Below are 25,618 nucleotides of genomic sequence, written 5' to 3'. Positions count from 1 at the left end.
CCCGCAAACACCAAACCAGTTGTTGAAAAGCGACAAAATAGAACCAGAAAATTCACGCGTCAACGGGTGCATCAGTCAGCCGAAAAAACCCACACCACCAAAAATGAACCACCAACCCACTCCCATATAAATATTTCCCATGTTTTCAGAAATTTCAGGACAATATTATATCCAATAAATGAAAACAGAAACTGCCGTAACCGGGGAATATTCACGAGAAAGATACCACAATACCACGGCATCGGATTTATCCTCCCGAGTGTATATTATAAAAGTATTTATACTATCCTTTTTAAAATAACTAGTGTTATGGCAATAAATCAATCGCAGGTGGACCACATAATCAATTCGGCCTCTGCTGACGATCCGGAGGTAAAACTGCAGAACCTTCAGGACGAGGTTGATCTTCTTAAAAAATCCATAAAAAAACTGCTCATTGATATCAGGGAACGGATGAACGAACTGGAAAATCCATTCATTGTTGCGTCCATGCAGCAGGAACTGCCTAGAAGCGTTTCTTCTCCTGAAGTACCAACAGATGATTTGCAGGAAGAGGTTCAGATCCCTGAACAAACCACAATGCAGCCATCTCCTGCCGAAGAATCGGGAACCCAGTCTGTTCATGAACCCCTGAATACCGGATCATTGCAGCAGCCAGCCAGTCTGGTTTCAGAAAGATCACCATCTCCGGAGTTTTCACAATTATCAAAGGACGAATCCCTCCTTCTTTCCCTGCATCAGAAAATGGAAGAATTATCTCCGGCAGAAAAAAATGCTGCGCCAGAGAAGGTCCGCCTCCAGAAACTCCATCGCCTGTTTGAATGGACCAATAAGATGGTCAAAAAATATGGACATGACAGACTTGAAATAATGATTGAATCGTATCGTACCATGGGATACATCTCTGAAGATTCATATCAGCAGGTAAACGACATTGCCCGTCTTATGCCGGAAAGTCTGGGAGAGTCCCATGAAATTAGTTCAGATGAATTTGTGTCCGAACTATACGTCCTCAACAGAATTCTTTCTCCAAGGGATTCTTCACTTGACCGTGATATGATTGAAGTTCTGATGGATATGAGAGCAGGACAGGTATCACCGGAAGAAACACCCGGAAAAACAAAAAATAAAATGGCAAAAGATGAATGGATTGACATGCTTGACAGGATATAATAAATGTCAAGTGAAACATTCACAACAGCAATATTTCTCATTACGGCAATTGTAGCCGCTGCGATATTGGTGAATGCATTTTTTCCTGTAATCTACTCGGCAACCAGTACATTTACCGAATCATCACAAAGCACAGATGAACGATTGCGAACAGATGTGAAAATTGTAAATGCATATGCAGAATCCGATGGTGATGCAAAAATCTGGATCAAAAATATCGGATCATTGCGAATTGCAGATTCCGACATATCTTCTTCTGATGTATATTTCGGAATTCCTGGAGGCTTTGATTATATGGTTTATACCACAGGAACAACCCCTTCAAGCGGTCAATGGACATTTTCCATACGAGAAGATGCCGGCACACCAAATGAATATTGGGATTCCGGTGAAACTGTTGAAATAACACTGACCGGAAACTCTTCTGCATTATCAACCGGGGAGTATACCTATTTCCAGTTTGTACTACCCAACGGAGTGTCTGTCTCAACCCAGTACACAGTATCATAGGAAGGAGATATGGGAAGTGCAAGCCTTATTGCAACTGCGATCGCTCTGGTGCTTTTGATAGTAACTGCATATGTTGTAGTTGGAGGAATACTTGCTACCTCAGATATCGTAACCATGTCACAGTCTGAGAGGTTCAGTCTTCAGGAATCCAGACTCCATACCTCTATTGATATTTTTGACATCACCGTCTTAAATGAAACGCATACCCTCACGATGATTGTTAATAATAGTGGGAATGAGAAGATCTCGCAGTTTAAGTACATGGATATATATATGATCTATCCAGGGGCAGAACCAATACTTGCACCGTACACGGAGACACCCAGTACAGAAAACACCTGGTCTGTATCCAGTATTTCGCCTGATATTGTCCATCCAAATGAGCTTGATCCCGGAGAATCGGCGACAATAACCGTAACATACACCACAGGAATCATTCCGTTATGGATAAAAATTGCCACTCCAAACGGAGTATATGATTCAGCATATATAAACAGCTGACCGAAACAGGGGATTATCGATGAGTAATAGCAATGGATTGGGAGATTTGTTGGGAGGAGATGACAGGAGAATTCTTTCAACAGGATATCCTGATATTGACAAGAAACTTGCGGACGGTCTTCCGCTGGAGTCTCTCACCCTCATTGAAGGAGAAAATGATACCGGTAAAAGTGTCATCACCCAACAGATCATCTGGGGTGGCCTGAAAGCAGGTATGGATGTGGATATCTATACATCGGAAAATACTGCAAAGAGTTTTCTCAGTCAGATGGATTCGATGAGTCTTGATATCTCTGATTACTTTGCATGGGGACATCTCCGGATTTTTCCCATGCACACCATTGGATTTGAATGGGGTGAAGATGAGATGCACGGAATATTGCGAAGGATCATCACTCACATGCGTGAATCCAAAGCTGATGTTATCATCATTGATTCTCTGACGCTGTTGACAGAATCAACAAATTCTGCAGATTTGCTTGCATTTCTTACTAACTGCAAAACACTGGTTGATACCGAAAAAACAATACTCATCACTCTTCATACATATGCCTTCGAAGAGGACACCCTCGTACGAATTCGTTCAATCTGTGATGCACATCTCATGATGAAACGGGCACTTGTCGGTCAAAAATATGTTATGATAATGGAAGTTGTCAAAATCCGTGGGGCGCGAAAAACTACCGGAAATATTGTTTCATTTGAAGTGCACCCGGGTTTTGGTATGAAGATCATACCAATTTCAATGGCACGGGTGTGAGTTATGGGGGCATTAAGCGCTTCGATCAATCTTCCGTTCACACCGGAGGAAGTTGATGAATCAATATTATATGATGAGAAATCAATCGAATCCAGCGCATTATACCGAATGCTCCCCGCGAATGCAAAGGAATACGTAAAACAGGCACCGCATCTCCTTGAATATCTCAATATATTTCCGGTAAATACCTTTGGAATTCCACTCTTTTTCTCAGAACTGACTCGTGATGTCAAAGGAATGGAAAACCCGAATATCATTTACCCTGTGAGTGATATGACATTCATCCACATTTTTCCGGATGAAAATGATGTCAGAAACTACTACATTCCCATTGAACCTTCATTTCTTCACAGTGTAACGGAAATATTGCCTCACGTTGAAAAAAAACTGGTAGACTTCATCGACAGTTTTGAAGAAGACCCGGTTACTGATGATGAACGAACAGAGGTTCTTCGCCGTGTGATGCGGGAAATTACACACACCCTAACCCCCGATGAGGATATTTCTGCACTCACTACAGGAGATAAACAACAAACGGGATTAAAAGGGAGAATCATTGAATTTCTGAATACTGATTTTACTGAAAAGAAAGAGCAGAAAAAATCCAAACTTCCAGAAATTCCAACAACCCCGGAAGGAAAACTGATTCTCACACAAATGGAATACAATTCCGTTGAATATCTTCTGATTCGTGATAAAATTCACATGGGAATTCTGGAACCATTCTTAAATGATCCATATATTGAGGATATTACCTGTGACGGTGTGGGCCCAATATTTATTGAACATAAAATATTTAAAGGTCTGAAATCTGCAGTAGAATTCAGGCAATCCAATGAAATTGATGATTTTGTTATCCGCATGGCAGAACGTATCAAACGGCCGCTTACCTATCGTGATCCAATTGTTGATGCAACCCTTCCCGATGGGTCAAGGATCAACATCGTTTACGGAACTGAGATCAGTAAACATGGTTCAAACTTTACGATACGTAAATTCAGTGAAGAACCGGCAAGTATCCTCCAGTTGATCGAATGGAATACAACAGACTACATGGTTGCTGCCTATTTATGGATCTGTTTGGAATATGGCATGTCCCTCTTTGTCAGCGGTGAAACTGCATCGGGAAAAACAACGAGCCTGAATGCAATAACTACCTTTCTGGCACCGGAAAATAAGATTGTAACCATAGAAGATACACCAGAACTGACCGTACCTCACAAAAACTGGACACGGCAGGTCTCAAAAGGAAAAGGAAGCGGGGAAGGAGAGAGTGGTTCGGTTACCATGTTTGATCTCCTGCGGGCAGCACTGCGACAACGGCCAAACCAGATTCTTGTTGGTGAGATCAGAGGTTCAGAGGGATCAGTTGCATTTGGTGCTATGCAGACAGGTCACCCGGTCATGAGTACATTCCACGCAGCGTCTGTTGAAAAACTCATCCAGCGTCTCTGTAGTGACCCGATAAATATCCCTATCAGTCATGTAGATAACCTGAATATCGTGATCATTCAGAGTGCGGTACGCAGACCAAATGGTGACATGGTGCGTAGAATGCTTTCTGTGAATGAACTGGTAGGCTACGACCCTGAAACCGGCGGTTTTTCTTTTGTTGCAATGTTTGTCTGGAATCCGGTAACGGATACATTTGATTTTCCCGGAAAAGGAAGCAGTTTTCTTCTGGAAAATAAAATCGCAACGCTTCTTGGAATGCCCGATGACAAGAGAGCGGATATTTATCAGGAAGTTGAGAAACGGGCCCGAATCCTGGAACGGCTGCACAAAGCAGGATATACAGGATTCTGGGATCTGTATCATATGATTACAAAGATCAAAAAACAGGGCCTTCTTAAAATTGAGATCTGAGACATGTTTGAATCATTCACTGAAAATATCCGTGAAAAATCAGGAGGGAAGATGCCCTTTGAAGATTCCGGAAAAAAAATCCAGGCGTTTTTTTCCCAGATCTCAGAAAATAAACGAATGGGTTCAGACCTCCTTTTTATGGTTACATACATGGCTTCAATTCTCAGTGCTGATATATCCCGGCCTGAAATTTTTGCATACACCGCGTCACGAAAAGAATACATCACAACGAAATACATCTTAAAAGTTGAGACATTCGTTAAACGGTGGAATTATAATTATGCAAAAGCCCTCGAAATGGTAGCTGATAGAACTAAAAATCCCATGCTTTCCAGTATGTTCACACGATATGGAAATTCAATTGCGTCAGGAGTGCCTGATAATGAATTCATCTTACTGGAATTATCCACGATAAGAAGTGTTTACCGAAACCATTTCGAACAGGGTATAGAGATGGTGAAAAAGTGGGGAGATGCATACATCGCCCTGATGCTTTCTGCAACAATTGTCAGCATCATCATCATGGTCTCTGTTGCCATTTATGCACCTGATGATCTGGAAACAACACTGAATACCTCATATCTCCTGACAATTGGCATTTCCGTATTTGGCATAGGAACAATGTACCGTGCAATTCCCGGTGATCAGAAATGCCACGAACTTCCGGGCAAAGGAAGTTATGAACAGAAAATGATACGTAAAATGGAACGTTTCATTATTCCTATTGTAATCATTACGACGATCATTCTCTTAATCGGGGGATTTAATGCAGGCCTTATTTATCTGTTAATTGGAATTCTCCTTGCCCCTCTCGGAATATTTGGAATCATTGATGATACAAATATTATCCATCGGGATGCAGACTTTTCTGTATTTATCAGAAGTCTTGGGACGATAATGGGTGGAAAAGGTCTTACGGTTACCTATGCTCTGGCTGAAATCGATGCAAAAACTTTGAAGGTTCTCTCTGAATTTATTCAGTCCGTTTATTCAAAGATGAATCTGGGTTTGGACGAAAATATGGTATGGGAACGGTTCATTGAAGAATCAGGAAGTAATCTCATATCAAAATATCTGAATATTTTTCGCGACTCAATAAAACTTGGTGGGAACCCATCAGAAGTTGCACGAATTGTCAGCTCTTCCATGCTCGAACAGACATTATTGCGTGAAAAACGGGATATGCTCTCTACAGGATTTATTGTTCTTCTTATTCCCATGCATGTGGCAATGATTGCGATATTTATGTTCCTCTATCAAATATTAGTCTCAATGTCACATGCAGTAACTGCTGTTATGGCTTCATTTGATCAGACAAGCGCTGCAATGAGCGATTCAGTTACTTCCGTCGGAGGATCAATGTCAGGTATGGTTAATATCTTTGTCAATTTTCCGGAAGATAAAATGGGGACATATATAGCAATTGTTGTGTTAATAATAACTATCGCTAATATCATTGCCGGAAAAATTGTTAAAGGCGGCTCAAATTACCTTTATTACGCATTTGGAAGTATATTATTCAGTCTTACCGGTGTAATTTATATCGTAACTCCGTTTATTGTTGATATGCTGTTCCAGATTCCGGTATTTGGAGGAGGATAATGAACGAAATTGCACGTCGTATTGTAATGATGATTGGAATTGTTGCGGTAGGAACAATTTTGATCTTCCTGAATGCATCAATTCCCATTACATTAGTTGCAACACTCGGCTTTGGCGTCATCATGGCAATTGGATTGGGACTGTTAAAATCAGAAGACCTTAAACAAATTCCGGGATTACGGGGAAAAAACCCCAATAAACCGGATAACACAAAGGAAATAAAAATCAATCCATCCCAAAAAGATCCGGATCAAAAAGAAAAGAAATCTCTCGGGTTCAAAAAGGTCTTCTCACGGTCGAAAAAGGACTCCGATAAGAAAGAAGCTCAGCCAACGCTACATAAAAAAGAAGGGGGAAACAGATTATCAGCCGGTCTAAGTGCAACCCTTGCTTCTTTCCAGTCAACAATACACAAGGCACGTGATAATAAGCATGCCGAAAAAATAGACACCCTTCTTAATTCAGCAATCAAAGAACCGGTTGTCTCTTCCGATAATCTGTCTGACAGTGATCCTGACGCACCATCATCAGATGATCCTTCAGATTTATCAGATGAATTTGATTTCTTTGATGACGAAGACTTTGAAAGCCTGGATTCTCTTGAAATAGACGGAGAAGACATATCCCTCGATTTAAATGCTGATATTCCCGATGAATCCAAAATATCGCAAGATTCTGATTCTGACACACTTAACATCGATGACGAAATTCATTCAATTCTGTTAGCTGAAAATGCACTTGATGCTGAAGAAGATTTATTGTCAGAGTCCCTTCTGAAAAATACAGAAATTGAGGATATATCTACAGAAGAAGAGGAATTTGACTCGGATATATTTTTTGTGCAGGGTATAGAAGATGGACTTGATGAGGAACCATTTATTCATATTCGCGAAACTTCCCCGGAAAATCAAAATACTGTTACCCTGAATGAAACACTCGAAGAACTCACCAATATTCCGGAATTTGAAAAAATCGATATAAGCGATGACGAATTTTCAGATTTTCATTCAATTAATCTTGAAGAACTTGACACTGATGATTTATCCATCGAAACGGATGATATTATCATTGAAGAAGAGGAAGAAATTGGTGAGGCAGAGGTTCTTCCGGACGATTTCATCACATCATCTGGTGGAATGAGCAACCAGAATGAAGATTTTCTTACAGCGGAAAACAATAATTCCCTGCTTGGAAATTCCGGATCCGAATCGTCTCAAATAAATGAAACCATATCCTTTTCGGGAAAAAATGAATATGACGATATCCTGAGTGTTCTTAAATCAGATATTAAAAAGACAAAGAAAGGGCCTGATCCAAGTCTTATCCGCGAAATGAAGGACGTACATGTTGAAGCAAAAGATCTGGCTGATGAGCTTGAAACCGTTCTTAGTGTAATGGGAGGAAAAATTCGCCAACAAAATGGGAAAAATACCAGGAGAGGAAAATGAAAACAATACCAGTCAAATTCGAAGCAGAAGGCAAATGGATCCCATCAAAAATCGGAATCGACGAAACCTCCATCCATATACCCGAACCAATAGACGCACAGATTCCGATCAAATCAATTGATGACGTCCAGCAAAAAAAGAATGTTCTCATCATTTCTGTTGGAGAAACCACATATAGATTAGCTACAGTACCCAAGGCACTCACGGTGTTAAAACGGGTAATACTTATGGGGTGCTCAGGATATCGACTCATGGCATATTTTAGGTCTCCTGCCATCAGGGGCGGGGTGATGGTGAAAAATTCGCAATGGGAAAAGGGAGCGATAAATGTACTCAAAACCGGAATATGGTTCGTTAGCCAAAATAATCAGATATGTGTTCCCATAGAAGATGTTTCAGCAATTGAACAGACAAAAAGAGATGTACAGGGAATGGATAAAGAGGTTGTAAAGATTGATCATGTGGAAACCGGTGAAGTCTCGACAAGTTTTGTTCTCTGTCCTCCGACAACTCTGCAGATTCTCTACAATTATCTTACTGATGCCACCAAAGACAGTTCGCTGGAGGGGGAACTCGATCCGCTTTCGGGCCAGGTAGCGATGCTGGTATATAGCGGAATGGATACCCATTCAATCGAGGGAATGCTGGAAAAAACTCAGAAAGATATTGATGGGATCTATGACAAGATGCTGGAACTTGGATTGATTGAAGTTGTCCAGACACGTCGCGAAGTAAAACTGACCACAAAGGGTGTTCGGTTCGTAACTGAGGCGGTGAAACCACCATCCCCATAACCATATTTAAAATATAATATTACACATGGCATAAATTTATATTACAGATATTCTTCCAAAATATCCATTTACGAATATTTATTACATATGTGGCACAAGGATTATTGATTACATATGGGAAGGATTCTGGTCGTTGATGATACCCTCTTTATGAGAACGCTTCTGAAAAATATCCTGTTCTCCGGTAACCACGATATTGTAGGTGAAGCGGAAGACGGAGAGGATGCAGTTCAAAAATTTAAATCACTCCAGCCCGATCTCATTACAATGGATATTGTAATGCCAAAGAAAAACGGAATTGAAGCATTAAAAGAAATAATGTCGATAAACCCTGGGGCAAAAGTGATTATGTGTACTGCTGTCGGACAGGAACAGATGGTAAAACTTGCTATTAAAACGGGTGCCAAAGGATATATTGTAAAACCATTCCAGGCACCAAAAGTGTTGGAAGAGATAAACAACGTACTCAAATCATAAAACGTCAATATGCTCAGGGTTCTTATTGTCGATGATTCAGTGTTTATCCGGACTGTTTTATCAGACTTACTCAACCGTGATCCGGAAATAGAAGTGATTGGGACGGCATGCAATGGTGTCGAGGCACTTCCAATGATCGAAGAGCTTAAGCCGGACATATTAACACTGGACATGCAGATGCCCCAGATGGACGGGATCGAAACGCTGAAGCAGATCAGTCATCAGTCATACAGACCAAAAATCCTGGTATTAAGCACCCTCACTTCACGGGATGCTGATCTGACATACACTGCTTTACGCCTGGGCGCTGATGATTTCATGCTGAAACCACGCAATATTTCAAAAGTGCGGGGCATTGAAAACGAATTGACAACAAAGCTGAAACAGATCATCAGTATTTCAGAACCACAGAAATGCACACCAAAATCCGATATTCCCGCAGAAAATCTTATTGTCATTGGTTCATCAGCAGGAGGACCTTCAATGCTGGACCAGATTTTGTCTAATCTGAAGGGAGACCAAAATGCTGCATTTATTATTACACAACATATGCCGGAAGGTTTCACTGCAGCACTTGCAGAGCGGCTCAACAGAATATGTCCGATGCCGGTGAAAGAAACTGAAAGCGGTGACATTCTTAACAATGGTAATGTCTATCTTTCAAAAGGGGGCTACCATACGGTAATCTCCCGCCATATCGATGAATACGGCCACCAAGGTGGACAAATCACGCTTACAAAATCTGCTCCGGTTCACGCTGTCCGTCCGGCAGTCGACATTACCTTTTCATCAGCTGCCAAAGTATTTGGAAAAAACTGTCTGTCCGTTATTCTTAGCGGGATGGGAAATGATGCAGGAGAAGGAGCTCTTGCCATTAAAAAAGCCGGAGGCAGTACCTTTGCTGTCCGGGAAGAAGATTGTCTGGTGTATGGCATGGTCAGATCTGCATTGAAGAGAGATTGTATAGACAAAGTCATCCCGCTCAACAGAATACACCGTGAGATTATGCAATACATCGCAAAGAAGGAATAATTTATGGCTGAAGATGACACGTACCGGAAACTCTTTGTTGCTGAATCAATAGAGAACCACGAGAATATTGTTAATAATCTGCTCGTTCTTGAAAATGGCTCGGATATGGCAGCAATTGACGAAATATTCCGTGCAGCCCACACACTAAAAGGAATGTCGGCATCAATGGGATTTGACGAGATGGAAACACTCTGCCATTCCATGGAAGATGTTTTCCACCTTATTCGAAGTGGTGAACGGAGTGTTAATAATGGCCTCATCGATATCCTCCTCGCATGCACCGATAAAATTGAAGAGATGCTTGATGATGTAGAGTCCGGTGGAGACTGCTCTTCCATAACATCAAGTGAACTGGTAAAACAGCTGAAATCCCTCTCTTCGGATCAAACAGATGTATCGGATGATAAAACGAACCAAAACTCTCAAACCAATACTGAATGCCTTCTACAGCCGCAAAAATACTCACATCAGATTACCCTGACAATTGATGAAACCAGTCAAATGAAAGACATCCGTGCACTTCTTTCTCTTGAAAATCTGAAAGAAATCGGAGAGATAGTGTGCTGCAGTCCATCAGCTGATAAACTGGAATCATCGGATTCAGAATTTGATGGCATTTTGAATATCTACATTCAGACAGATTCAAATGAAGAGGAGATTCAAAATGCAGCAACGGTTCCTGAAATATCAGATATTATCGTGGTTCCGTTCTCATCAGAACCGGAAACAAATGGGCAGATACCTGCAGATCTGACACCAAACCCTGATAATAATTTATTTAAGGTCATAATCACGGTATCGGAAAGCAGTGATCTGGGAGATGTGAGAGCCCTTATCGCATATCAGAATCTGGCTGATATCGGAAACATCATCTCATCAGAACCATCCCTTGAAGATCTGGATAGCGGTGCATTTTCAGGGAGTCTTGTTGTCATCCTCCATTCTGATGCGGGATATAAGGCATTACATGATGCTGCATCCGGTGTTGATATTCAAAATGTACTGGTTGAAGATTTTGTACAGGAAGAGGATTCAAATATTAAAATACATTCAGGAACGCAATCCCAGAATTCACAAGCCGGTTCCGGGAATTCTCCACAGGATAATCCGGAAAAAACCACTAAAAAATCAAAAAAGAAAGAGGTGCAGAATCTCAGGGTGGATATCCACCGCCTTGATCAGATGATGAATTTAGTAGAGGATTTGGTTATTACCGGGGGAAGGCTCCGCCAGATTGCGCACCAATATAATAGCAAAGAGATGGATGAAGCGCTCAATATGGTAAGCCGCTCGGTTTCTGATTTACAGAATCTCATGATGAATATCCGGATGATCCCGCTCAACCAGATATTTAACCGGTTCCCCCGTGTTGTGAGAGATGTTGCAGTACACGACGGAAAAGAGGTTGAATTCATCATGAGCGGGGGGGAAACAGAACTGGACAGAAGTGTTATAGACGGTCTTGGCGATCCCCTGCTCCATCTAATCCGAAATGCTGTAAACCATGGAATCGAAAAGCCTGAAAACCGGATAATGGCAGGAAAAGAACCAAAAGGAACTGTTGTTCTCTCAGCATGGAGAGAAAAGGGAAATGTTCTTATCAGACTGAAAGATGATGGTGCAGGAATTTATGCAGATGCCATTCTTTCAAAGGCCATCGAAAAAGGGTTTGTTTCACCCGAACAATCAAAAGATCTAACCAAGGATGAAATCATTAATTTCCTCTTTCAGCCTGGTTTTTCCACCGCAAATGAAATTACCGATATAAGCGGTAGAGGTGTCGGACTTGATGTGGTGAAAAGTGCCATAGAATCACTGAAAGGAACAATCAGTGTTGAAAGTGCTGAGGGAAAGGGGACAACCTTTACTCTTGTCCTTCCACCTACAATGGCGATTATTGAAGTGATGATGGTCCGGATAAACGGAAAACGCTGTGCAATCCCTATTGCTTCAGTTGTAGAAGTTGCACGAATTGATCGGAATTCAATCAGCCGGATAGGAAAGAGTGAAGCCATTCCATTCAGAGGGGAAGTTCTTCAGATCCACCATCTGAATGAAATGTTTAAAGGAGAAAGTAACGGCGATATTGTTGTTGTTATACAATATCAGGAGACAAAATGCTGCATCCCGGTGGATGTGGTGGAAGGACAGCAGGAAGTTGTTGTCAAACCGTTAAGCAATATAATTGGAACCTGCAAGGGTGTAAGTGGGGTCACGATTCCCGGTGATGGTGATGTGGTGCCCATTCTTGATGTAAATTCAATGATTTAAAGGTGAATATAATGGATATAAATGATCAGCAACTTGATATGCTAAGAGAAATGGGAAATATCGGTGCATCACACGCAGCAACTTCTCTTTCCCAGATGTTAATGAGTGAAATTGAAATGACAGTACCGGAAGCTGTTGTCATCGATATTTCAGATGTTAATGACGTTTTTAGTGAAGAAATTGCAGCTATGGTTGTCTTTGAAATTCAGGGAGAAATTCAGCCTGCGGGTTATATTGTCTATCATGTACCTAAATTATCAGCCATAAGACTTACCAATACAATGCTTGGTTCAACGGATGAAGACCGTGAGTTAAACGAACTTGATGAAAGTGCAATCATCGAAATCGGCAACATCATGATATCCCATTTCCTTGATGCAACAGCAGAACTTCTGGGAGTTGTCATGCTCCCGTCACCTCCAATGATGACTATCAATATGGCTCTTGCCGCCTTTGAAAATATTCTGGCACAGGTGGCAGTTGATATAAATGAAATCATCCTCTTCAAAACTGAACTGAAATCAAACGATAATGACATATCCAGTACAATTATCATGCTTCCTGAAGAAGCAACTCTTCAGGAGATTCTTCGACTCCTCAACAATTTAATTACCCCTGAGATCTAGAGGCGGCACTGCTAAATGGATAAAAAAAATACATCTGGTTCACAAGGGTCAAATGTCGGAATTGGGGATTTTAAAACGGGAAATACACAAATATCATCGATCGGGCTTGGATCATGTGTTGCATTCATTTTGTATGACAGAAAGCAAAAGACCGGTGGACTGGCACATGTGATGCTACCGGAGAGCAACGGCAGAAGTGAACGACCGGCAAAATTTGCTGATACAGCAGTGCCCCATCTGATTCATGAAATGGAGAAAAGTGGATCGTCACGACAAAACCTGTCAGCATATCTGGTGGGCGGAGCAAGTATGTTCCAGCAGTTTAAAGGGAATCTCGATATTGGAAAGCGAAACGTAATTGCACTGAAACACTGTCTTGATGAACACCATATTTATCTGGAATCTGAAGATATCGGAGGAACATCGGGAAGATCTGTGCTATTCTATCCTGAAGACGGAGGAAAAATATGCATCAGAAGAGCAGATGGAAAATGTTACGATCTGTAGCTCTCTGTATCGTCCTTCTCCTGATTATTATTCCGGCATCCGGTGCAATTATAACATTTATACCGGGAAGCGATTCCATATCATCGCTTGATGTGAAAGATATCGCTGAAAGCCATGATGGCATGATTGCCTTTGCAACCGCAAACGGCCTATCCCTGTTTGACTCAGACTGGGCAACAATTCAGGCAAAACCATGGGAATATGATACCGGATTGCAGGATGATTATATTCAGGCCCTGGAATTTGATAATAATAATAATATCTGGCTTGGTTTTGCGGCCGGGCTGCAAATATCCAATGGAACAATTTTTTCCCGGATCGGCACAAATGAATTTTTTAACACGATGGACATCCATGATATCCTCCGCGATGAGGATACCATCTGGATTGCGAATGGAAACTCCGGTTTAAGTCATTTTACCGGGGGAAGATGGATATGGATGCGTCCGTTTACCGAAAATGGACCCGGTGCCTACTACATTACTTCAATGGCAAAAGATCATGCAACAGGAAATATCATCCTCACAACCCGGTTTCATGGCGTATGGAAAGGGGTATCTGATCAGGAGGGGATCACATTTTCGCCGATTCCCTACAATGATGAAGAATTCGGAACAATAGAAGCGGCCATTGATCATCCGTTTGGAGGTGTGATTCTTTTTAATAAAAACCATATCCTGTACTATTCAGAATCATCCGGTATTTGTTTGAAAGCTGATACAAAAGAACTCGGGTATGGCGTTACCCGCATCAATGATGTTGCACTTACCGAGAACGGGACATATGTTATTGGTACAAATAACGGACTGTATGGACTTTCCAATGATGAAATTACTATCCACATCGCCCGAAATATACATGGCATTACCAGTGACGAAGTGGTAAAGGTATTTCCCGACTCAAAAGGACGGTGGTGGTTTATTACCAAAGGGGAGACAGGATATTACTTCCCGGAACAAACACCAGAAAAAATACCGGTGACAATAGCAGATGATGTCACACCAGATACACCAAAAATATCAGGTTCATCCGTCCCACTTCGGATTCCGGTTTATTACTCCGAATAATCTACGTGTGAACCTTCAGGACTTTTTTTGCATACATGTCGAGTGAATCAATGAAAATCAAACGCGCCCGTTTCGACTCTTCCGTATTTCCGGAAAATATTATCTGTACGAGATACTCTAACGGAATAAGATAGTAGGATAACGACTTGAACCGGCGTGATAATTCCTTAAACTGCATATTTGATTCCTTTTCCTGATCCTTTAACACATAAAAAGCCCAGTCCAGAATCTGGATCAGGTAAACAGGCATTCCTTTTTCCGATGCTATAGAACGATAATGGGTGTATGATGATTTTCCTGTTGCAATGAGAGAAAGTTTCAACCCATAATAAATTGGCTCAAGACTTTCGGGATATTGCTGTATCATCTGTTTTACGATGCCATTTGCTCCTACGCCATCACCCTGTTCCAGTCGGAAATCAAATGATTCGCGGAGAAAATCAAGATCGTTGAAAAATTTTACTGTTGCAATATTGAGAAGTTCAACACGTTTTGCCTCAAAATTATCGCGTTTTGCCTTTTCCAAACCAATCTGAATGAACCATTTTTCATTTGGGAACCACCAGAGCGACATCTTTATCATAAACCAAAATGCGTTGTCCACGGTTTCATCGCGAGACAGGTCAAGTGGTTTCAGACGGTAGAGAGGGGGACGAACCCGTATCATCTCAAGTAACTGTTCACGGGCTGCAAGTTCTGTTTCCTGTTTATTTCGTGATGATTCTGAATTCTCGGCCCCTATCCGGGATTTTGAAGCAGAATAATAGCAATATGCGATATAAAAACCGATTCTGGCATCATGTTTCCAATAATCAGCAAAATAGGTAATCGCATCCTGGAAATGTCCAGACGAAAGAAGCTGCAACCCGCCAAGAATTCTGAGAGATGCCTTTCCCGAAGAGCGTTTGGAACGAATAGCAGTTTTAATAATCCGTTCAATATACTGCGTCGAATTTCCCTGTTTGCTATTCGTCATCAACCGGTATGCAATACTATCGATAAATTCATCGTATGTTGCATTGTCAATATCAGGAAATCCGTTATCCAGTGCAGATACGATATGAGCAAAAAAAACAGGGAGATTAGCATCTATTTTTTCGGAATTATTCCCAATATACGAATAGAGATCCTGCCGCAGGTTATCTATTTTTTCATACCGGATTGCATCCCCGAGTTTTTCACCCCGTGCCATATCTCACCAATTGGTACAGTATATTATTTTTAAAGGGATAAATCATTACGATTTGGAGACATCTGCATAATAGTATTCACCCTTTGCCCTTTGTTCTCTGTCAAGATAGGATTCCGGTTTGTTTATGCGGGGACGTCCCGATTTATCACGTCTGAATGTAATTTCCAGTTCTTTCAGGAAATGATTCATTCCATCTTTCATATCATAGGGACCATATGCCGAACCCGTAACACCAGGTGTCCCGTCAAATACCAGCATGCGTTCACTGATCATATCAATCAGATAAATATCATGGTCAATAACAATGATACCCGCCTCTTTTCCTTCTGCATGCCGACGCAGGACACGTGCCAGTTTCACTCTTTGTTCAACATCCAGATGTGCACTTGGCTCATCCAGAATATAGAGGTCAGCATCCTGAGAAAGGCACAGGGCAATTGCAACACGCTGCAGTTCACCGCCACTGAGTTGGTCAACAGATGACTGGAGAATTGGATTGAGAGAGAGTGGTTCGATGATTTCGTGCTGATAATATGATGAATCAAAGGTGCGGCATGCCTGTCTCAGGAGAAATTCTACTGACATTGAGGAGTCTCCTTTCACATACTGCGGTTTGTATGCAATTTTGACCTCTTTGTCCATCTCACCGTGATCAGGTTTTTCAACACCGGCAAGAAGTTTTGCAAATGTACTTTTTCCAATACCGTTTGCACCGACAAGTCCCAGCACCTCACCTGCACGGATTTCTCCGGCGGCTATGGTAAGGGAAAAAATATCGCCATACTTCTTCTCCATCTCAGGGAATGCAATGAGCGTTTGACGCACGACATCCCGCATATGCGCCCGTGTCTCAAAGGTGACGGCATAATCCCTGAACCGGACATTTTCCTCCGGTAAAAATCCCTCCAGATACTGATTGATACCAATTCTCACTCCCTTTGGACGTGTGATGATACCAAAGACACTGGGTTTTCCGTAGGCAACGTGCACGGTATCTGCGAGCATATCAAGAATAGCAAGGTCGTGCTCAACAATTACCACAGGATGAGTCTCTGCAAGTTCCCGGATCAGTTTTGCGGCGGTCATTCGCTGATAAATATCGAGGAATGGCGTGATTTCGTCAAGGAAATAAAAATCTGCTTCGCGTGACAGGCAGGCAGCAATAGCAATCCGCTGCAGTTCGCCGCCACTCAGGTTTCCAATCGGACGGTCCAGAATGGATTCCAGGCGAAGTTCACGGATATAATGATCAAGCATCCCCCGTTCATCCGTTGACGTCAGAAGTTCAGACACCGTCCCTTTGAACACTTTTGGTATGTAATCAATGTATTGGGGTTTCAGTGCCGGTTTAACCGATGATTTCGAGACCTGCTGGAGATAGTCATATAATTCGGTTCCTGTGTACTGCTTTAATATTTCATCCCAGTCTGATTCACCCGACGGGTTACCCACATTCGGCACGAGCTGTCCGCAGAGAATCTTCACAGCTGTACTTTTTCCGATACCATTGGCTCCAAGAATTCCCGTTACTTTTCCTTCGACAGGAATAGGCAGTCCATATAACGCAAACCCATTTGTCCCATATCGATGGGTGGGATTGTCAAGTTCTTCCGGCAGGGTGACAATATCAAGCGCCTCAAACGGGCACTTCTTGACACAGATACCACACCCCACACAGAGTTCTTCAGATATAACCGCTTTTCCGTCCTCTCCGATAACAATCGTTTCATCACCGGTTCGGACTCGCGGACAATACAAAATACATTCAGTGCCACATTTTATCGGGTGGCACCGATCACGATGAACAACAGCAATACGCATAGTATATCACAAATTTAGAAGGGGATTGTCAGGAGAATAGTCCAGGAAATGAACCAGAAAGCAAAGGCCATAAAGCTCTGGTAGAACCAGTCTTTTCCTCCCAGCCCGGATACATCAATCTTCATGAGCATGAATATATGTTTCTGGAATACCATTGCACCAAGGAGAAGAAGAAACCCGATTACACCCTGAGTCTCATTCTGGATTAAGAGATATGAGAGAACACCTGCAACAATTCCCATAATGCTCGCAATACCGGTACGGTAAATCCGTTCATTATGCTCTTTTCTCTTTTGATCTCCGGACTTGACAATTATTGCCTCAGTTCCGTTGGATACGTTTTCTTCAGTCATCCTGACACCAGTCATTATAATTTTGTCGTAGAACAATATGTAATTTGGTATAAATGGCGAATTTAAAGGGAATGAGTGGGCTTGATATTCATGCAATGGTATCTGAAGCCCGGGGGTCCCTTCCTTTGTGGATAGGGAAAACCTACCAATATGATACAGGGCTGTTTGGAATTCGTCTTAATGGCAAAGAGAAGCAGAAGTTTTCGCTGATAATTGAAATTGGAAAACGGATGCATTTTACATTTTCTCTCCCTGCAGCGACGCCAAATCCATCAGGATATTCTATGTTCCTCCGGAAATATTGCATCGGCGGAAGGATTCTGGGAATATCACAGCCAGGCATTGAACGGGTTATTGATATTGAGATCGGAAAAAGCGATAACCGGTTTCACCTGATTGTTGAACTCTTTGACGAAGGCAATATCATCCTCACAGACGGGGAATATACGATCATTCAGCCTCTCCGGAAACACCGGTTTAAAGATCGGGAAGTTACTGCCGGTGCTGTGTACACGCTTGCATCACATTCCGCACCCTCGTCTGTTGAAGAAGTTGCGTCAATACTTCATGAATCAGACGCTGACACGGTCAGAACGCTTGCTACGCGGATGCTCCTCGGTGGCAAATTTGCAGAGGAAGTGTGCAGTATGGCTGGTGTCAGCAAATCCGAACCGGCTGTTACCGCTCCCGCCGCCCAACTGTTTGCGGCGTATTCACAGGTGCTGAAAAAAACAGAAGAAGAACGCAGTCCCTGTATTACCTCATCAGGGTGCTGGCCTTTCCTCCTTGGAAATGAAACCGCGGATCAGACATTCACGTCATTTCATGAGGCCCTTGACCAGTATTATCCCCGCGGTAAGGAGCTGACCACCCCACCGAAACCCAAACTTACCCGGGAAGAGAACATCCGAAAACGACAACTGGACGCTATTGCATCCTTCGAAAAGAAAATCGAGAGGTATGAAGCAATTGTCGAGACGCTCTACACGCATTATACGTTCATTGATGATGTCCTTGCAGCGCTCAGAAAGGCACGTAGCACTTCATCCTGGCAGGAGATAGAAAAAATACTCAGAACAAGTGACAGCCCGTCAGCTGCTGCAATAAAGGCGATTTACCCTGCGGAGAGTGCCATTGACCTTGATATTGAGGGAAAGGTAGTCAAACTTTTTGTAGAAGACAGCATTGAAGTCAACGCGAATCGCTATTACGAAATGGCAAAAAAATTCAAAAAGAAACGAAAAGGCGCATTTGCCGCAATGGAGCGCATGCAGATTGTTCCAAAAAAGCAGAAGATCACCATCCCGGCAAGAAAGAAGAAATGGTATCACCGCTTCCGCTGGTGCTACACCTCTGACGGCGTTCTGATGGTTGGCGGAAAGGACGCCGGTACCAATGAAGAGATTGTGAAGAAATATCTTCAGGGAGGTGACACTTTTGTCCATGCAGATGTGCACGGCGGCAGTGTCATCATTGTAAAGGGAGCAACGAAGAAAACAGATGAAGTTGCCCAGTTTGCCGCATCCTATTCCAATGCCTGGAAGAGCGGCCATATGACGGCAGACGTCTATGCCGCAGCCCCAAATCAGGTAAGCAAGACCCCGGAAACCGGAGAATATGTCGCACGGGGTTCTTTTGTGATAAGAGGAGAACGGACATATTTCCACAACGTACCCCTGGGGGTTGCAATCGGTCTGCAGACAACTCCGGAGATGGGCGTGATCGGAGGTCCGATTGACGCGGTGAAAAGCAGGGCAGAACATTATGTTATCCTTCGCCCGGGACAGTATGAGCCAAACGATGCGGCCAAAAAAATACTCAGAATCCTCCGGGAAAAATACGGAGAGGGATGGAAATCAGTGAAAAACATCCTGAATTCAGAAAGTGTTGCCGCATTTGTTCCACCAGGCGGATCTGACATTACAGAAGAGTTATGAAAGCAGAATATGATACCCTGAAACATTCAGAGGGTGAAATACGGCTGTTTCCGGAAACAGTTGATGATCTCTGGCACATAAACCACCTCATCAGAACGGGCGATCTCATCTTTGCCGATACCTTCAGGAGCATGGATTCCCAGACAGATAAAACCCGGCCGGAAAAGGCCGAGAAAAAGCCAGTGAGACTGGGAATTCGTGTGGAGAAGACTGAATTCCACCCGGACACCGCCAGACTGAGAATATCCGGTGTTATCGAACACGGGCCGGATACCGGGTTTTATCATACCATCAATCTCGAAACAGCCCGGGAAATTTCTGTAATAAAACGATGGACATCTGTTGAACTCGAGAGAATAGAACGGGCAGTCACGGTCTCGGCAACAGGGATTGCGCATATTATTGCCATTGAAGAAGGTGAAGCCCAGATATACCGTATCCGCCAGTATGGACCGGAGCATGTTTTGACAATCACGTCAGGAGGCGGAAAGCGTGAAGGTGTGGATACCAAACACTATTTTTTTGAAGAAATCTATCATTCACTCTCTGCGGTCACCGGATCTGTTGTCGTCGCAGGGCCCGGTTTTGTAAAAGACGATTTTCTGCTTTATGTACGCAGAACAGACTCAGACATGGCAGATCGCATGCTCGCAGCTGAAACACGCAGGACGGGACGCGGCGCTGTGCAGGAAGTAATCGGGCAGGGCATTCTGGAACGGATAACTCAGGACCTCCAGTTGGGACGGGAGGTCACGCTTATTGAAGAACTGCTCAGGAGAATGGGAGGTTCCGGCCCTGCGGCATATGGATACGATGAAGTGGCAGCAGCAGTTCAGTATGGTGCTGTGTCAGATATTCTTGTCATCGACACCATAGTATGTGAAGAAAATATAAACAGCCTTCTTGAATCGGCTGATACGATGCGTGCAAAAATAACCGTATTCTCCTCAGAATTTGAACCGGGAAAACAACTTGCAGCGATTGGGGGAATTGCCGCAATTCTGCGTTTCCCCATACAATAAAAAAATTATTCTTCAGATGACTCTTCAGCTGCTGAAGGTTCATCTGCTTCTTCAATTTCTTCAGGTTCTTCAATTTCTTCAACGTCTTCAGGCATAGCAGGACGCTTGTATGATTCTTTCAGGATAACTTCATCGATACCACTGATGAACTCAAAGACCTGGTGGATAAGAATGCCGCGTGCCATTCCCCACCGCTTGTCATAATTGATGCCGGGAGGAAGAAGAATGGTGAGCACGCCGTCGGTAATTTCGAGATCCATATCTTTCCCGCTATAGAGATTGATAAGCCCCTTCACCTGCTCTGCAGGGTCCTCAACAACAGCTTCAATCTCGTATTCGTAGGTAAGAGTCTTGCCTGCAAGTACGTGGTTGAAATCAACAACAGCCCGTTTCCCGACGACATTTACAATGACACCTTCCTGACCCTCAGACGATATTCTCATACCTACCTGAGGTTTTTCAGCAAAGTTTTTCACCGGAGCAGACTTCACTAATGATTCATCATGAGGTCCGTATGCTTTTTCGGGAGGAATTTCAACGGTTCCCTTCTCGCCAACCTCTTTGCCGATTAATGCCTCATCGAGTCCGGGAATGATGTGCATTCCGCCAAGGCGTACAACAATTGGCTCATATGCTTTCTGTTCATTGAAAATACCTGCATCTTTAGCTTTGTCCTCTTCAGTGGTGTCAAATACTTCACCATCTGATAAGCCGGTAAATCTCAGTTTAATAAAACTTCCTTCATTAACTGCCATTCCTTTCACCTGTCTATATTTATACGGCGTGCCTACTTAAAATAATGAGCTCTGTAATCGAAGTAGAGACCAAAATTGCGGTACCAAATATCCCGGAAATAGCAGAACGCCTGCGCTCCCTGGGTGCATCGTATCTGGGCGGTTCATTCCAGCGCGACACGTATCTGAATGCCCCTCATTGTGATTATGCCGAGACTGACGAGGCGCTCCGTGTTCGTGAAACAAATGCAGGTGTCGAGATCACCTACAAAGGTCCGAAACAGCAGAAGAGCGGGGCAAAGGCACGAACAGAGATTACGGTCTCTGTCGCATCTGCGGAGGATGCCATTCGTCTCCTGACCGCAACCGGGTTCAATGCCAGTGCAATCGTGAAAAAAGAACGTGAGGAATACACATATGGCGGCACAACCATTGCTCTTGATCATGTTGAGGGATTGGGTACCTATGTCGAAATCGAAGTGTTGACCGAGAAAGATGTCTCAGCAGCAAATACAACAATTGAATCCGTGAAAAAAGAACTGAATATTTCCGGGGACCACATCCCGGAGTCCTACCTCGAACTATTGCTTATGAAAGAGTGACAAATTCCACGTCAATCTCTTTTGGGTCATCGCCCAGTGTGATAAGCGCACACTTTCCCTCTGATGCAGGGCCGGGGTTCACAACCTTCGTATCATCGACGGCGACAACGCCGGTATGATCGTGTATGTGCCCGCAACATACCAGATCAAAATTTTTTAGCTGTTCGCGGAAACATTTGCACCCGACATTGGCATTTCCGATATCATCCAGGGTACAGTAGGGAGGTGCATGACTCACGAGAATGTTATGCACATTTGGTCGTGCCCTCTCCATTGCTTTCACAAGCAATTCATCCAGTTCTTCCTCAGAGAGTTCAAACGGGGTATCAAACGGCGTTGGATTCGAACCACCGATACCGGTGAATGTAACCGGCCCGATTTCAAGAGAAGTCCCATGCAGGTTTACCGCATCTGAATGCTCAATTACGTCCAGGATCTGCCGGGCATCACAATTTCCGGGAATCGCAAGACACGGAACATCGATCTGCCGAAACACCTCATTTGCTTCCTGCGGATCCCCACAGTCCGTAATGTCTCCGGCAATGACCACCACATCCGGAGCAAGTTCCATGAAATCGGCAATAATGTCATACCGCCCATGGATATCTGTCAGAAGAAGGATTTTCATCATGGTAACTGGTCTTCATCATCCCTAAAAAACCTTACCTCAGCATCAATCCATGAACCGGTTGCTTTGCCACTTTTCGCCATCCTTCCGAGGTCCCGCTGTACATCCGCGAGGACAGAGCGTGCCGACATGCCGGCGAGGGGCGTCCCCGGAAGCGGAGTGAAATGATGGACATGCACGATGCCATACCGGATGATCTCTTTCATCTGTTTCACCGATTGTCGCTGCTCTTCATCCGATTCGCCGGGAAGTCCCACAATATAATCCACGATTGGGATAATCCCATGCTCACGGCAGAGGTCATATGCCCGCATTACATCCTCGGCACTGTGTCCACGCCGGAGCATCTGTAACACACGATTGCTGCCGGATTGCGCTCCAAAATGCACTTTCCGGTTTGCACAATAGCGTTCAATCAAATCCAGCGATTCATGAGAGACACATTCCGGCCGCACTTCACTGGGAAAGGTTCCAAAATAAATCCGTCTTCCGGTAAGCGCTCGCAACAGTGCTTCAACCTTATCAAGCCGCAGATGGATTCCATCAGATCCGTATGCAAGGGCATTCGGCGTGACAAACCGGACATCACGATATACACGGGAAGCACGCTCAATGTCATCAATCCTGCGGTGACGCATATGCCTGCCAAAAAGTCGCGGCGTCTGGCAGTAGCCACACCCAAACGGACACCCGCGGGTGATCTCTATATAGCCCCGGACTGTTGTAAACGGAGGATATGCAGGGAGAAACACACAGGTATCCGGCATCAGGGCATGATCCTTTGTCGCCACACCTGCCGGAAGGCTACTGCTCCCTTCCTCAATCATCCTGATGAGAGCAGGAAGGGTATATTCTCCTTCACCAATCACCACATAATCTGCATATCTGCTCACTTCTTTCCAGCAGGCAGATGGATGCGGTCCGCCAACAATTGTAATACATTCTGCATTAGAGATTTCTTCTCTGAAATGCGGTTCATTTACAGAATTCAGACTATAACAGGTGATGTCACATTCCGGTGAATCCACCTCATTCAGAGTAATGCCAAAACGTTCACACGCTGCGCTGAGTGCTGCAAATGAATTTTTTGCCCAGGATATGGACCGCCAGTTAACATTCATCGGGTATCTTCCTCAGGGAATGATCTCACATCCGTTAAACTTCGGATGAACGAATTGTTCAGGAGAAATAATATTATCACAGACACACGCCTTTACGCGCGGGAAAGCCTCCAAAACAGCCTGATAAAGTGCATGAACGGTACGGTAAATGTCAGTACAGCCTTCATCCGGCCACAGATCCATAACCTGAGAATACAGGCATCTTCCTCCGCAAAAATCAAAGAGGTCGCAATCCATGCATTTGCCATCAAATACCACTTTTCGCAATGTTTCCGGACTGTCTTTCCTGATGTCACCACAATAATACTCGGTCATACCAACCATACACGGACAGGGAGCAAACCGACCATCCGGTGTAATGGAATAGTTGGCAAATCCTGAACCACACCGGAGAACAGACGGCTGAATCCCGTTGAGTGTGTCCTGCATAGTGTCGATGAACGGATACCATCTCAACACCTCGCCTGTCTCTTCCATATGCGTTACCCATCGGTCCATCAGCCTGAAGAGTCCGGGAATATACGAATTATCTACCCATTCACTGTAGGAATCATGACAGTAGTTTTCCGAGAAATTTGCATCGAGCTGCCAGTGAACAGATGGGAACAGGCCATCGGTTTCAAATGCCAGATGGGTGACATCACGGTAAATATCAGTGTCCTCTGTCACCGTCATTCTGCCAATAAAATCAGCAGGAATATTCATTTGACGGATACGCTCACAATTGTTTATAATTGTCTGATATGTGCCCCGTCCCCGGTTTCTGTCATGGGTTGCCTCGCAGCCGTCTATTGAAACAATCATTGTTTCGAATTGCATCAGAACATCTTCAGGCACCCGGTCCAGCAGGGTACCGTTTGTGTGCATCATAAACCGGCATTCTCCTGATAACACCCCCATTATTGACTGAATGGTCTCTATGGAGAGAAGCGGTTCACCGCCATAAAATATGAGGCATGGATCGGAATCAAGACGGATGAACCTGCACAGTTCCCCATGACTATAGGTAATATCTGACTGAACCTGCCGGGGATTTGAATCCCAGCAGTCAGTATCCATCTCAGGAAATATCCGTCCTTTACAGTATCTGCAATTCAGATTACAGAGATCGTTTAACAAGATATGGTAATACACGCTGATACCCAGGATCACTCATCATTGATTGTTATCGTACCTGAACTGCCATCAATGGATGCGGACATCCCGTCTTTCATATCTTCTATCGGGGTGTCGGGACGATCTACCATTGGTATTTCTGCGAGTATTGCCCCGACAGCGATGATCGGTTCTGCTTCGGTATTGATTATTGCAGAAGGTGCCACATTGTTTCGTCTGAGCGCATAAATGACATACGAACCAACCGTAGAGCCTTTCCCAAATGGGAAGGCAAGAACCGTTCCCGCTATTGACTGCCCTTCCAGAGGGTGACCGGATTCAATCACTATACCAGAATCCGGGTCTACCCCGGACAAAAATGATATCGGTTCACTGCTGACAAGAAGGGCACCGGACCCAATGCCCGCTGAAATGCCGCGTGCCTGAATTGTAATGGACATACCACATAAATGTGGTGA

Annotated in this window: 25 protein-coding genes; 17 read left to right on the top strand and 8 right to left on the bottom strand. The window is 43.7% G+C overall.

The features are described 5' to 3' along the window. Positions 1-309 precede the first annotated feature (309 nt). The 14 genes from OU421_RS11585 to OU421_RS11520 all read left to right on the top strand — a co-directional run bounded on the left by OU421_RS11585 (position 310) and on the right by OU421_RS11520 (position 14,634). Complete coding sequence (locus OU421_RS11585) at positions 310-1,173, top strand: FlaD/FlaE family flagellar protein (protein WP_268186259.1); 864 nt, start codon at positions 310-312, stop codon at positions 1,171-1,173. Positions 1,174-1,176: 3 nt separating this feature from the next. Beyond that, entirely contained in the window at positions 1,177-1,683 is a 507-nt protein-coding gene (locus tag OU421_RS11580; RefSeq protein WP_268186257.1) for a flagellin, read from the top strand. 9 nt (positions 1,684-1,692) lie between these two features. Further along, the gene (locus OU421_RS11575) at positions 1,693-2,184 is read left to right on the top strand and encodes a flagellar protein FlaF (RefSeq protein WP_268186256.1); all 492 of its coding nucleotides are present in this window, start codon (positions 1,693-1,695) and stop codon (positions 2,182-2,184) included. A gap of 19 nt (positions 2,185-2,203) precedes the next feature. Next, the gene (locus OU421_RS11570) at positions 2,204-2,944 is read left to right on the top strand and encodes an ATPase domain-containing protein (protein ID WP_268186255.1); all 741 of its coding nucleotides are present in this window, start codon (positions 2,204-2,206) and stop codon (positions 2,942-2,944) included. A gap of 3 nt (positions 2,945-2,947) precedes the next feature. Beyond that, complete coding sequence (locus OU421_RS11565; RefSeq protein WP_268186254.1) at positions 2,948-4,810, top strand: type II/IV secretion system ATPase subunit; 1,863 nt, start codon at positions 2,948-2,950, stop codon at positions 4,808-4,810. Between the two features lie 3 nt (positions 4,811-4,813). Then, the gene (gene flaJ, locus OU421_RS11560; protein WP_268186253.1) at positions 4,814-6,412 is read left to right on the top strand and encodes an archaellar assembly protein FlaJ; all 1,599 of its coding nucleotides are present in this window, start codon (positions 4,814-4,816) and stop codon (positions 6,410-6,412) included. Next, positions 6,412-7,860 (top strand): hypothetical protein, encoded by a 1,449-nt coding sequence (locus OU421_RS11555; RefSeq protein ID WP_268186251.1) that lies wholly within the window; start codon positions 6,412-6,414, stop codon positions 7,858-7,860. The genes flaJ and OU421_RS11555 overlap by 1 nt, the downstream gene beginning before the upstream one ends. After that, positions 7,857-8,654, top strand: coding sequence for a CheF family chemotaxis protein (locus OU421_RS11550; protein ID WP_268186250.1), 798 nt, complete (start codon positions 7,857-7,859; stop codon positions 8,652-8,654). The genes OU421_RS11555 and OU421_RS11550 overlap by 4 nt, the downstream gene beginning before the upstream one ends. Before the next feature lie 114 nt (positions 8,655-8,768). Continuing rightward, positions 8,769-9,131 (top strand): response regulator, encoded by a 363-nt coding sequence (locus OU421_RS11545; RefSeq protein ID WP_268186249.1) that lies wholly within the window; start codon positions 8,769-8,771, stop codon positions 9,129-9,131. A 9-nt stretch (positions 9,132-9,140) separates the two neighbouring features. After that, positions 9,141-10,163: a chemotaxis-specific protein-glutamate methyltransferase CheB gene (gene cheB / locus OU421_RS11540; protein WP_268186248.1), complete on the top strand. Its 1,023-nt coding sequence runs from the start codon at positions 9,141-9,143 to the stop codon at positions 10,161-10,163. Positions 10,164-10,166: 3 nt separating this feature from the next. Further along, positions 10,167-12,434: a chemotaxis protein CheA gene (locus OU421_RS11535; protein WP_268186247.1), complete on the top strand. Its 2,268-nt coding sequence runs from the start codon at positions 10,167-10,169 to the stop codon at positions 12,432-12,434. Positions 12,435-12,445: 11 nt separating this feature from the next. Further along, the gene (locus OU421_RS11530) at positions 12,446-13,060 is read left to right on the top strand and encodes a chemotaxis protein CheC (protein ID WP_268186246.1); all 615 of its coding nucleotides are present in this window, start codon (positions 12,446-12,448) and stop codon (positions 13,058-13,060) included. Between the two features lie 15 nt (positions 13,061-13,075). Then, positions 13,076-13,567, top strand: a complete 492-nt coding sequence (locus OU421_RS11525) for a chemotaxis protein CheD (RefSeq protein WP_268186245.1) — start codon at positions 13,076-13,078, stop codon at positions 13,565-13,567. After that, positions 13,552-14,634, top strand: coding sequence for a ligand-binding sensor domain-containing protein (locus OU421_RS11520; RefSeq protein ID WP_268186244.1), 1,083 nt, complete (start codon positions 13,552-13,554; stop codon positions 14,632-14,634). The genes OU421_RS11525 and OU421_RS11520 overlap by 16 nt, the downstream gene beginning before the upstream one ends. Position 14,635: 1 nt before the next feature. Here OU421_RS11520 and OU421_RS11515 read toward each other — a convergent pair whose 3' ends face one another. The 3 genes from OU421_RS11515 to OU421_RS11505 are packed head-to-tail and all read right to left on the bottom strand — an operon-like array spanning position 14,636 to position 18,000. Next, positions 14,636-15,826: a hypothetical protein gene (locus tag OU421_RS11515; protein WP_268186243.1), complete on the bottom strand. Its 1,191-nt coding sequence runs from the start codon at positions 15,824-15,826 to the stop codon at positions 14,636-14,638. Positions 15,827-15,871: 45 nt separating this feature from the next. Beyond that, on the bottom strand, positions 15,872-17,647 hold the full coding sequence (locus tag OU421_RS11510) for a ribosome biogenesis/translation initiation ATPase RLI (protein WP_268186242.1): 1,776 nt from the start codon (positions 17,645-17,647) through the stop codon (positions 15,872-15,874). Between the two features lie 14 nt (positions 17,648-17,661). After that, positions 17,662-18,000, bottom strand: coding sequence for an EMC6-like membrane protein (locus tag OU421_RS11505; RefSeq protein ID WP_268186241.1), 339 nt, complete (start codon positions 17,998-18,000; stop codon positions 17,662-17,664). 71 nt (positions 18,001-18,071) lie between these two features. Here OU421_RS11505 and rqcH point away from each other — a divergent pair, with 71 nt between their 5' ends. Together rqcH and OU421_RS11495 are read left to right on the top strand one after the other, a co-directional pair. Beyond that, on the top strand, positions 18,072-19,937 hold the full coding sequence (rqcH, locus tag OU421_RS11500; RefSeq protein WP_268186240.1) for a ribosome rescue protein RqcH: 1,866 nt from the start codon (positions 18,072-18,074) through the stop codon (positions 19,935-19,937). Further along, entirely contained in the window at positions 19,934-20,959 is a 1,026-nt protein-coding gene (locus tag OU421_RS11495) for an mRNA surveillance protein pelota (protein ID WP_268186239.1), read from the top strand. The genes rqcH and OU421_RS11495 overlap by 4 nt, the downstream gene beginning before the upstream one ends. A 5-nt stretch (positions 20,960-20,964) precedes the next feature. Here OU421_RS11495 and OU421_RS11490 read toward each other — a convergent pair whose 3' ends face one another. Continuing rightward, on the bottom strand, positions 20,965-21,714 hold the full coding sequence (locus OU421_RS11490) for an FKBP-type peptidyl-prolyl cis-trans isomerase (RefSeq protein WP_268186237.1): 750 nt from the start codon (positions 21,712-21,714) through the stop codon (positions 20,965-20,967). A 44-nt stretch (positions 21,715-21,758) separates the two neighbouring features. On the opposite strand from OU421_RS11490, the gene cyaB reads away from it, so the two are divergent. Continuing rightward, positions 21,759-22,295, top strand: coding sequence for a class IV adenylate cyclase (gene cyaB, locus OU421_RS11485; protein ID WP_268186236.1), 537 nt, complete (start codon positions 21,759-21,761; stop codon positions 22,293-22,295). Here the strand turns inward: cyaB and OU421_RS11480 are convergent. Genes OU421_RS11480 through OU421_RS11465 form a run of 4 tightly spaced genes read right to left on the bottom strand, consistent with a single transcriptional unit; the run spans position 22,282 to position 25,600 of the window. Then, positions 22,282-22,926, bottom strand: coding sequence for a metallophosphoesterase family protein (locus OU421_RS11480; RefSeq protein WP_268186235.1), 645 nt, complete (start codon positions 22,924-22,926; stop codon positions 22,282-22,284). The two genes, cyaB and OU421_RS11480, sit on opposite strands and share 14 nt — an antisense overlap. Beyond that, positions 22,923-24,044 (bottom strand): TIGR04013 family B12-binding domain/radical SAM domain-containing protein, encoded by a 1,122-nt coding sequence (locus OU421_RS11475; protein WP_268186234.1) that lies wholly within the window; start codon positions 24,042-24,044, stop codon positions 22,923-22,925. Before OU421_RS11475 ends, OU421_RS11480 begins: the two co-directional genes overlap by 4 nt. A 12-nt stretch (positions 24,045-24,056) precedes the next feature. Further along, positions 24,057-25,178: a TIGR04084 family radical SAM/SPASM domain-containing protein gene (locus OU421_RS11470; RefSeq protein WP_268186232.1), complete on the bottom strand. Its 1,122-nt coding sequence runs from the start codon at positions 25,176-25,178 to the stop codon at positions 24,057-24,059. A gap of 14 nt (positions 25,179-25,192) precedes the next feature. Further along, the gene (locus OU421_RS11465; protein ID WP_268186231.1) at positions 25,193-25,600 is read right to left on the bottom strand and encodes a DUF126 domain-containing protein; all 408 of its coding nucleotides are present in this window, start codon (positions 25,598-25,600) and stop codon (positions 25,193-25,195) included. Between the last annotated feature and the right edge of the window lie 18 nt (positions 25,601-25,618).

The organism is Methanogenium organophilum (assembly GCF_026684035.1).
Taxonomy (GTDB): domain Archaea; phylum Halobacteriota; class Methanomicrobia; order Methanomicrobiales; family Methanomicrobiaceae; genus Methanogenium; species Methanogenium organophilum.
Note: the sequence above shows the minus strand (reverse complement) of the source record. Positions and strands in the feature narration are given on the sequence as shown.

Excerpts from the sequence above, each read along its gene's own strand:
- OU421_RS11550 (WP_268186250.1), top strand. The coding sequence starts at position 7,857 with ATGAAAACAATACCAGTCAAATTCGAAGCAGAAGGCAAATGGATCCCA.
- OU421_RS11525 (WP_268186245.1), top strand. The coding sequence starts at position 13,076 with ATGGATAAAAAAAATACATCTGGTTCACAAGGGTCAAATGTCGGAATT.
- OU421_RS11575 (WP_268186256.1), top strand. The coding sequence starts at position 1,693 with ATGGGAAGTGCAAGCCTTATTGCAACTGCGATCGCTCTGGTGCTTTTG.
- OU421_RS11570 (WP_268186255.1), top strand. The coding sequence starts at position 2,204 with ATGAGTAATAGCAATGGATTGGGAGATTTGTTGGGAGGAGATGACAGG.
- OU421_RS11465 (WP_268186231.1), bottom strand. The coding sequence starts at position 25,600 with ATGTCCATTACAATTCAGGCACGCGGCATTTCAGCGGGCATTGGGTCC.
- OU421_RS11545 (WP_268186249.1), top strand. The coding sequence starts at position 8,769 with ATGGGAAGGATTCTGGTCGTTGATGATACCCTCTTTATGAGAACGCTT.
- OU421_RS11580 (WP_268186257.1), top strand. The coding sequence starts at position 1,177 with ATGTCAAGTGAAACATTCACAACAGCAATATTTCTCATTACGGCAATT.
- cheB (WP_268186248.1), top strand. The coding sequence starts at position 9,141 with ATGCTCAGGGTTCTTATTGTCGATGATTCAGTGTTTATCCGGACTGTT.
- OU421_RS11515 (WP_268186243.1), bottom strand. The coding sequence starts at position 15,826 with ATGGCACGGGGTGAAAAACTCGGGGATGCAATCCGGTATGAAAAAATA.
- flaJ (WP_268186253.1), top strand. The coding sequence starts at position 4,814 with ATGTTTGAATCATTCACTGAAAATATCCGTGAAAAATCAGGAGGGAAG.
- rqcH (WP_268186240.1), top strand. The coding sequence starts at position 18,072 with ATGAGTGGGCTTGATATTCATGCAATGGTATCTGAAGCCCGGGGGTCC.
- OU421_RS11475 (WP_268186234.1), bottom strand. The coding sequence starts at position 24,044 with ATGAATGTTAACTGGCGGTCCATATCCTGGGCAAAAAATTCATTTGCA.
- OU421_RS11555 (WP_268186251.1), top strand. The coding sequence starts at position 6,412 with ATGAACGAAATTGCACGTCGTATTGTAATGATGATTGGAATTGTTGCG.
- OU421_RS11505 (WP_268186241.1), bottom strand. The coding sequence starts at position 18,000 with ATGACTGAAGAAAACGTATCCAACGGAACTGAGGCAATAATTGTCAAG.
- OU421_RS11510 (WP_268186242.1), bottom strand. The coding sequence starts at position 17,647 with ATGCGTATTGCTGTTGTTCATCGTGATCGGTGCCACCCGATAAAATGT.
- OU421_RS11585 (WP_268186259.1), top strand. The coding sequence starts at position 310 with ATGGCAATAAATCAATCGCAGGTGGACCACATAATCAATTCGGCCTCT.
- OU421_RS11490 (WP_268186237.1), bottom strand. The coding sequence starts at position 21,714 with ATGGCAGTTAATGAAGGAAGTTTTATTAAACTGAGATTTACCGGCTTA.
- OU421_RS11530 (WP_268186246.1), top strand. The coding sequence starts at position 12,446 with ATGGATATAAATGATCAGCAACTTGATATGCTAAGAGAAATGGGAAAT.
- OU421_RS11480 (WP_268186235.1), bottom strand. The coding sequence starts at position 22,926 with ATGATGAAAATCCTTCTTCTGACAGATATCCATGGGCGGTATGACATT.
- OU421_RS11495 (WP_268186239.1), top strand. The coding sequence starts at position 19,934 with ATGAAAGCAGAATATGATACCCTGAAACATTCAGAGGGTGAAATACGG.
- cyaB (WP_268186236.1), top strand. The coding sequence starts at position 21,759 with ATGAGCTCTGTAATCGAAGTAGAGACCAAAATTGCGGTACCAAATATC.
- OU421_RS11565 (WP_268186254.1), top strand. The coding sequence starts at position 2,948 with ATGGGGGCATTAAGCGCTTCGATCAATCTTCCGTTCACACCGGAGGAA.
- OU421_RS11535 (WP_268186247.1), top strand. The coding sequence starts at position 10,167 with ATGGCTGAAGATGACACGTACCGGAAACTCTTTGTTGCTGAATCAATA.
- OU421_RS11520 (WP_268186244.1), top strand. The coding sequence starts at position 13,552 with ATGTTACGATCTGTAGCTCTCTGTATCGTCCTTCTCCTGATTATTATT.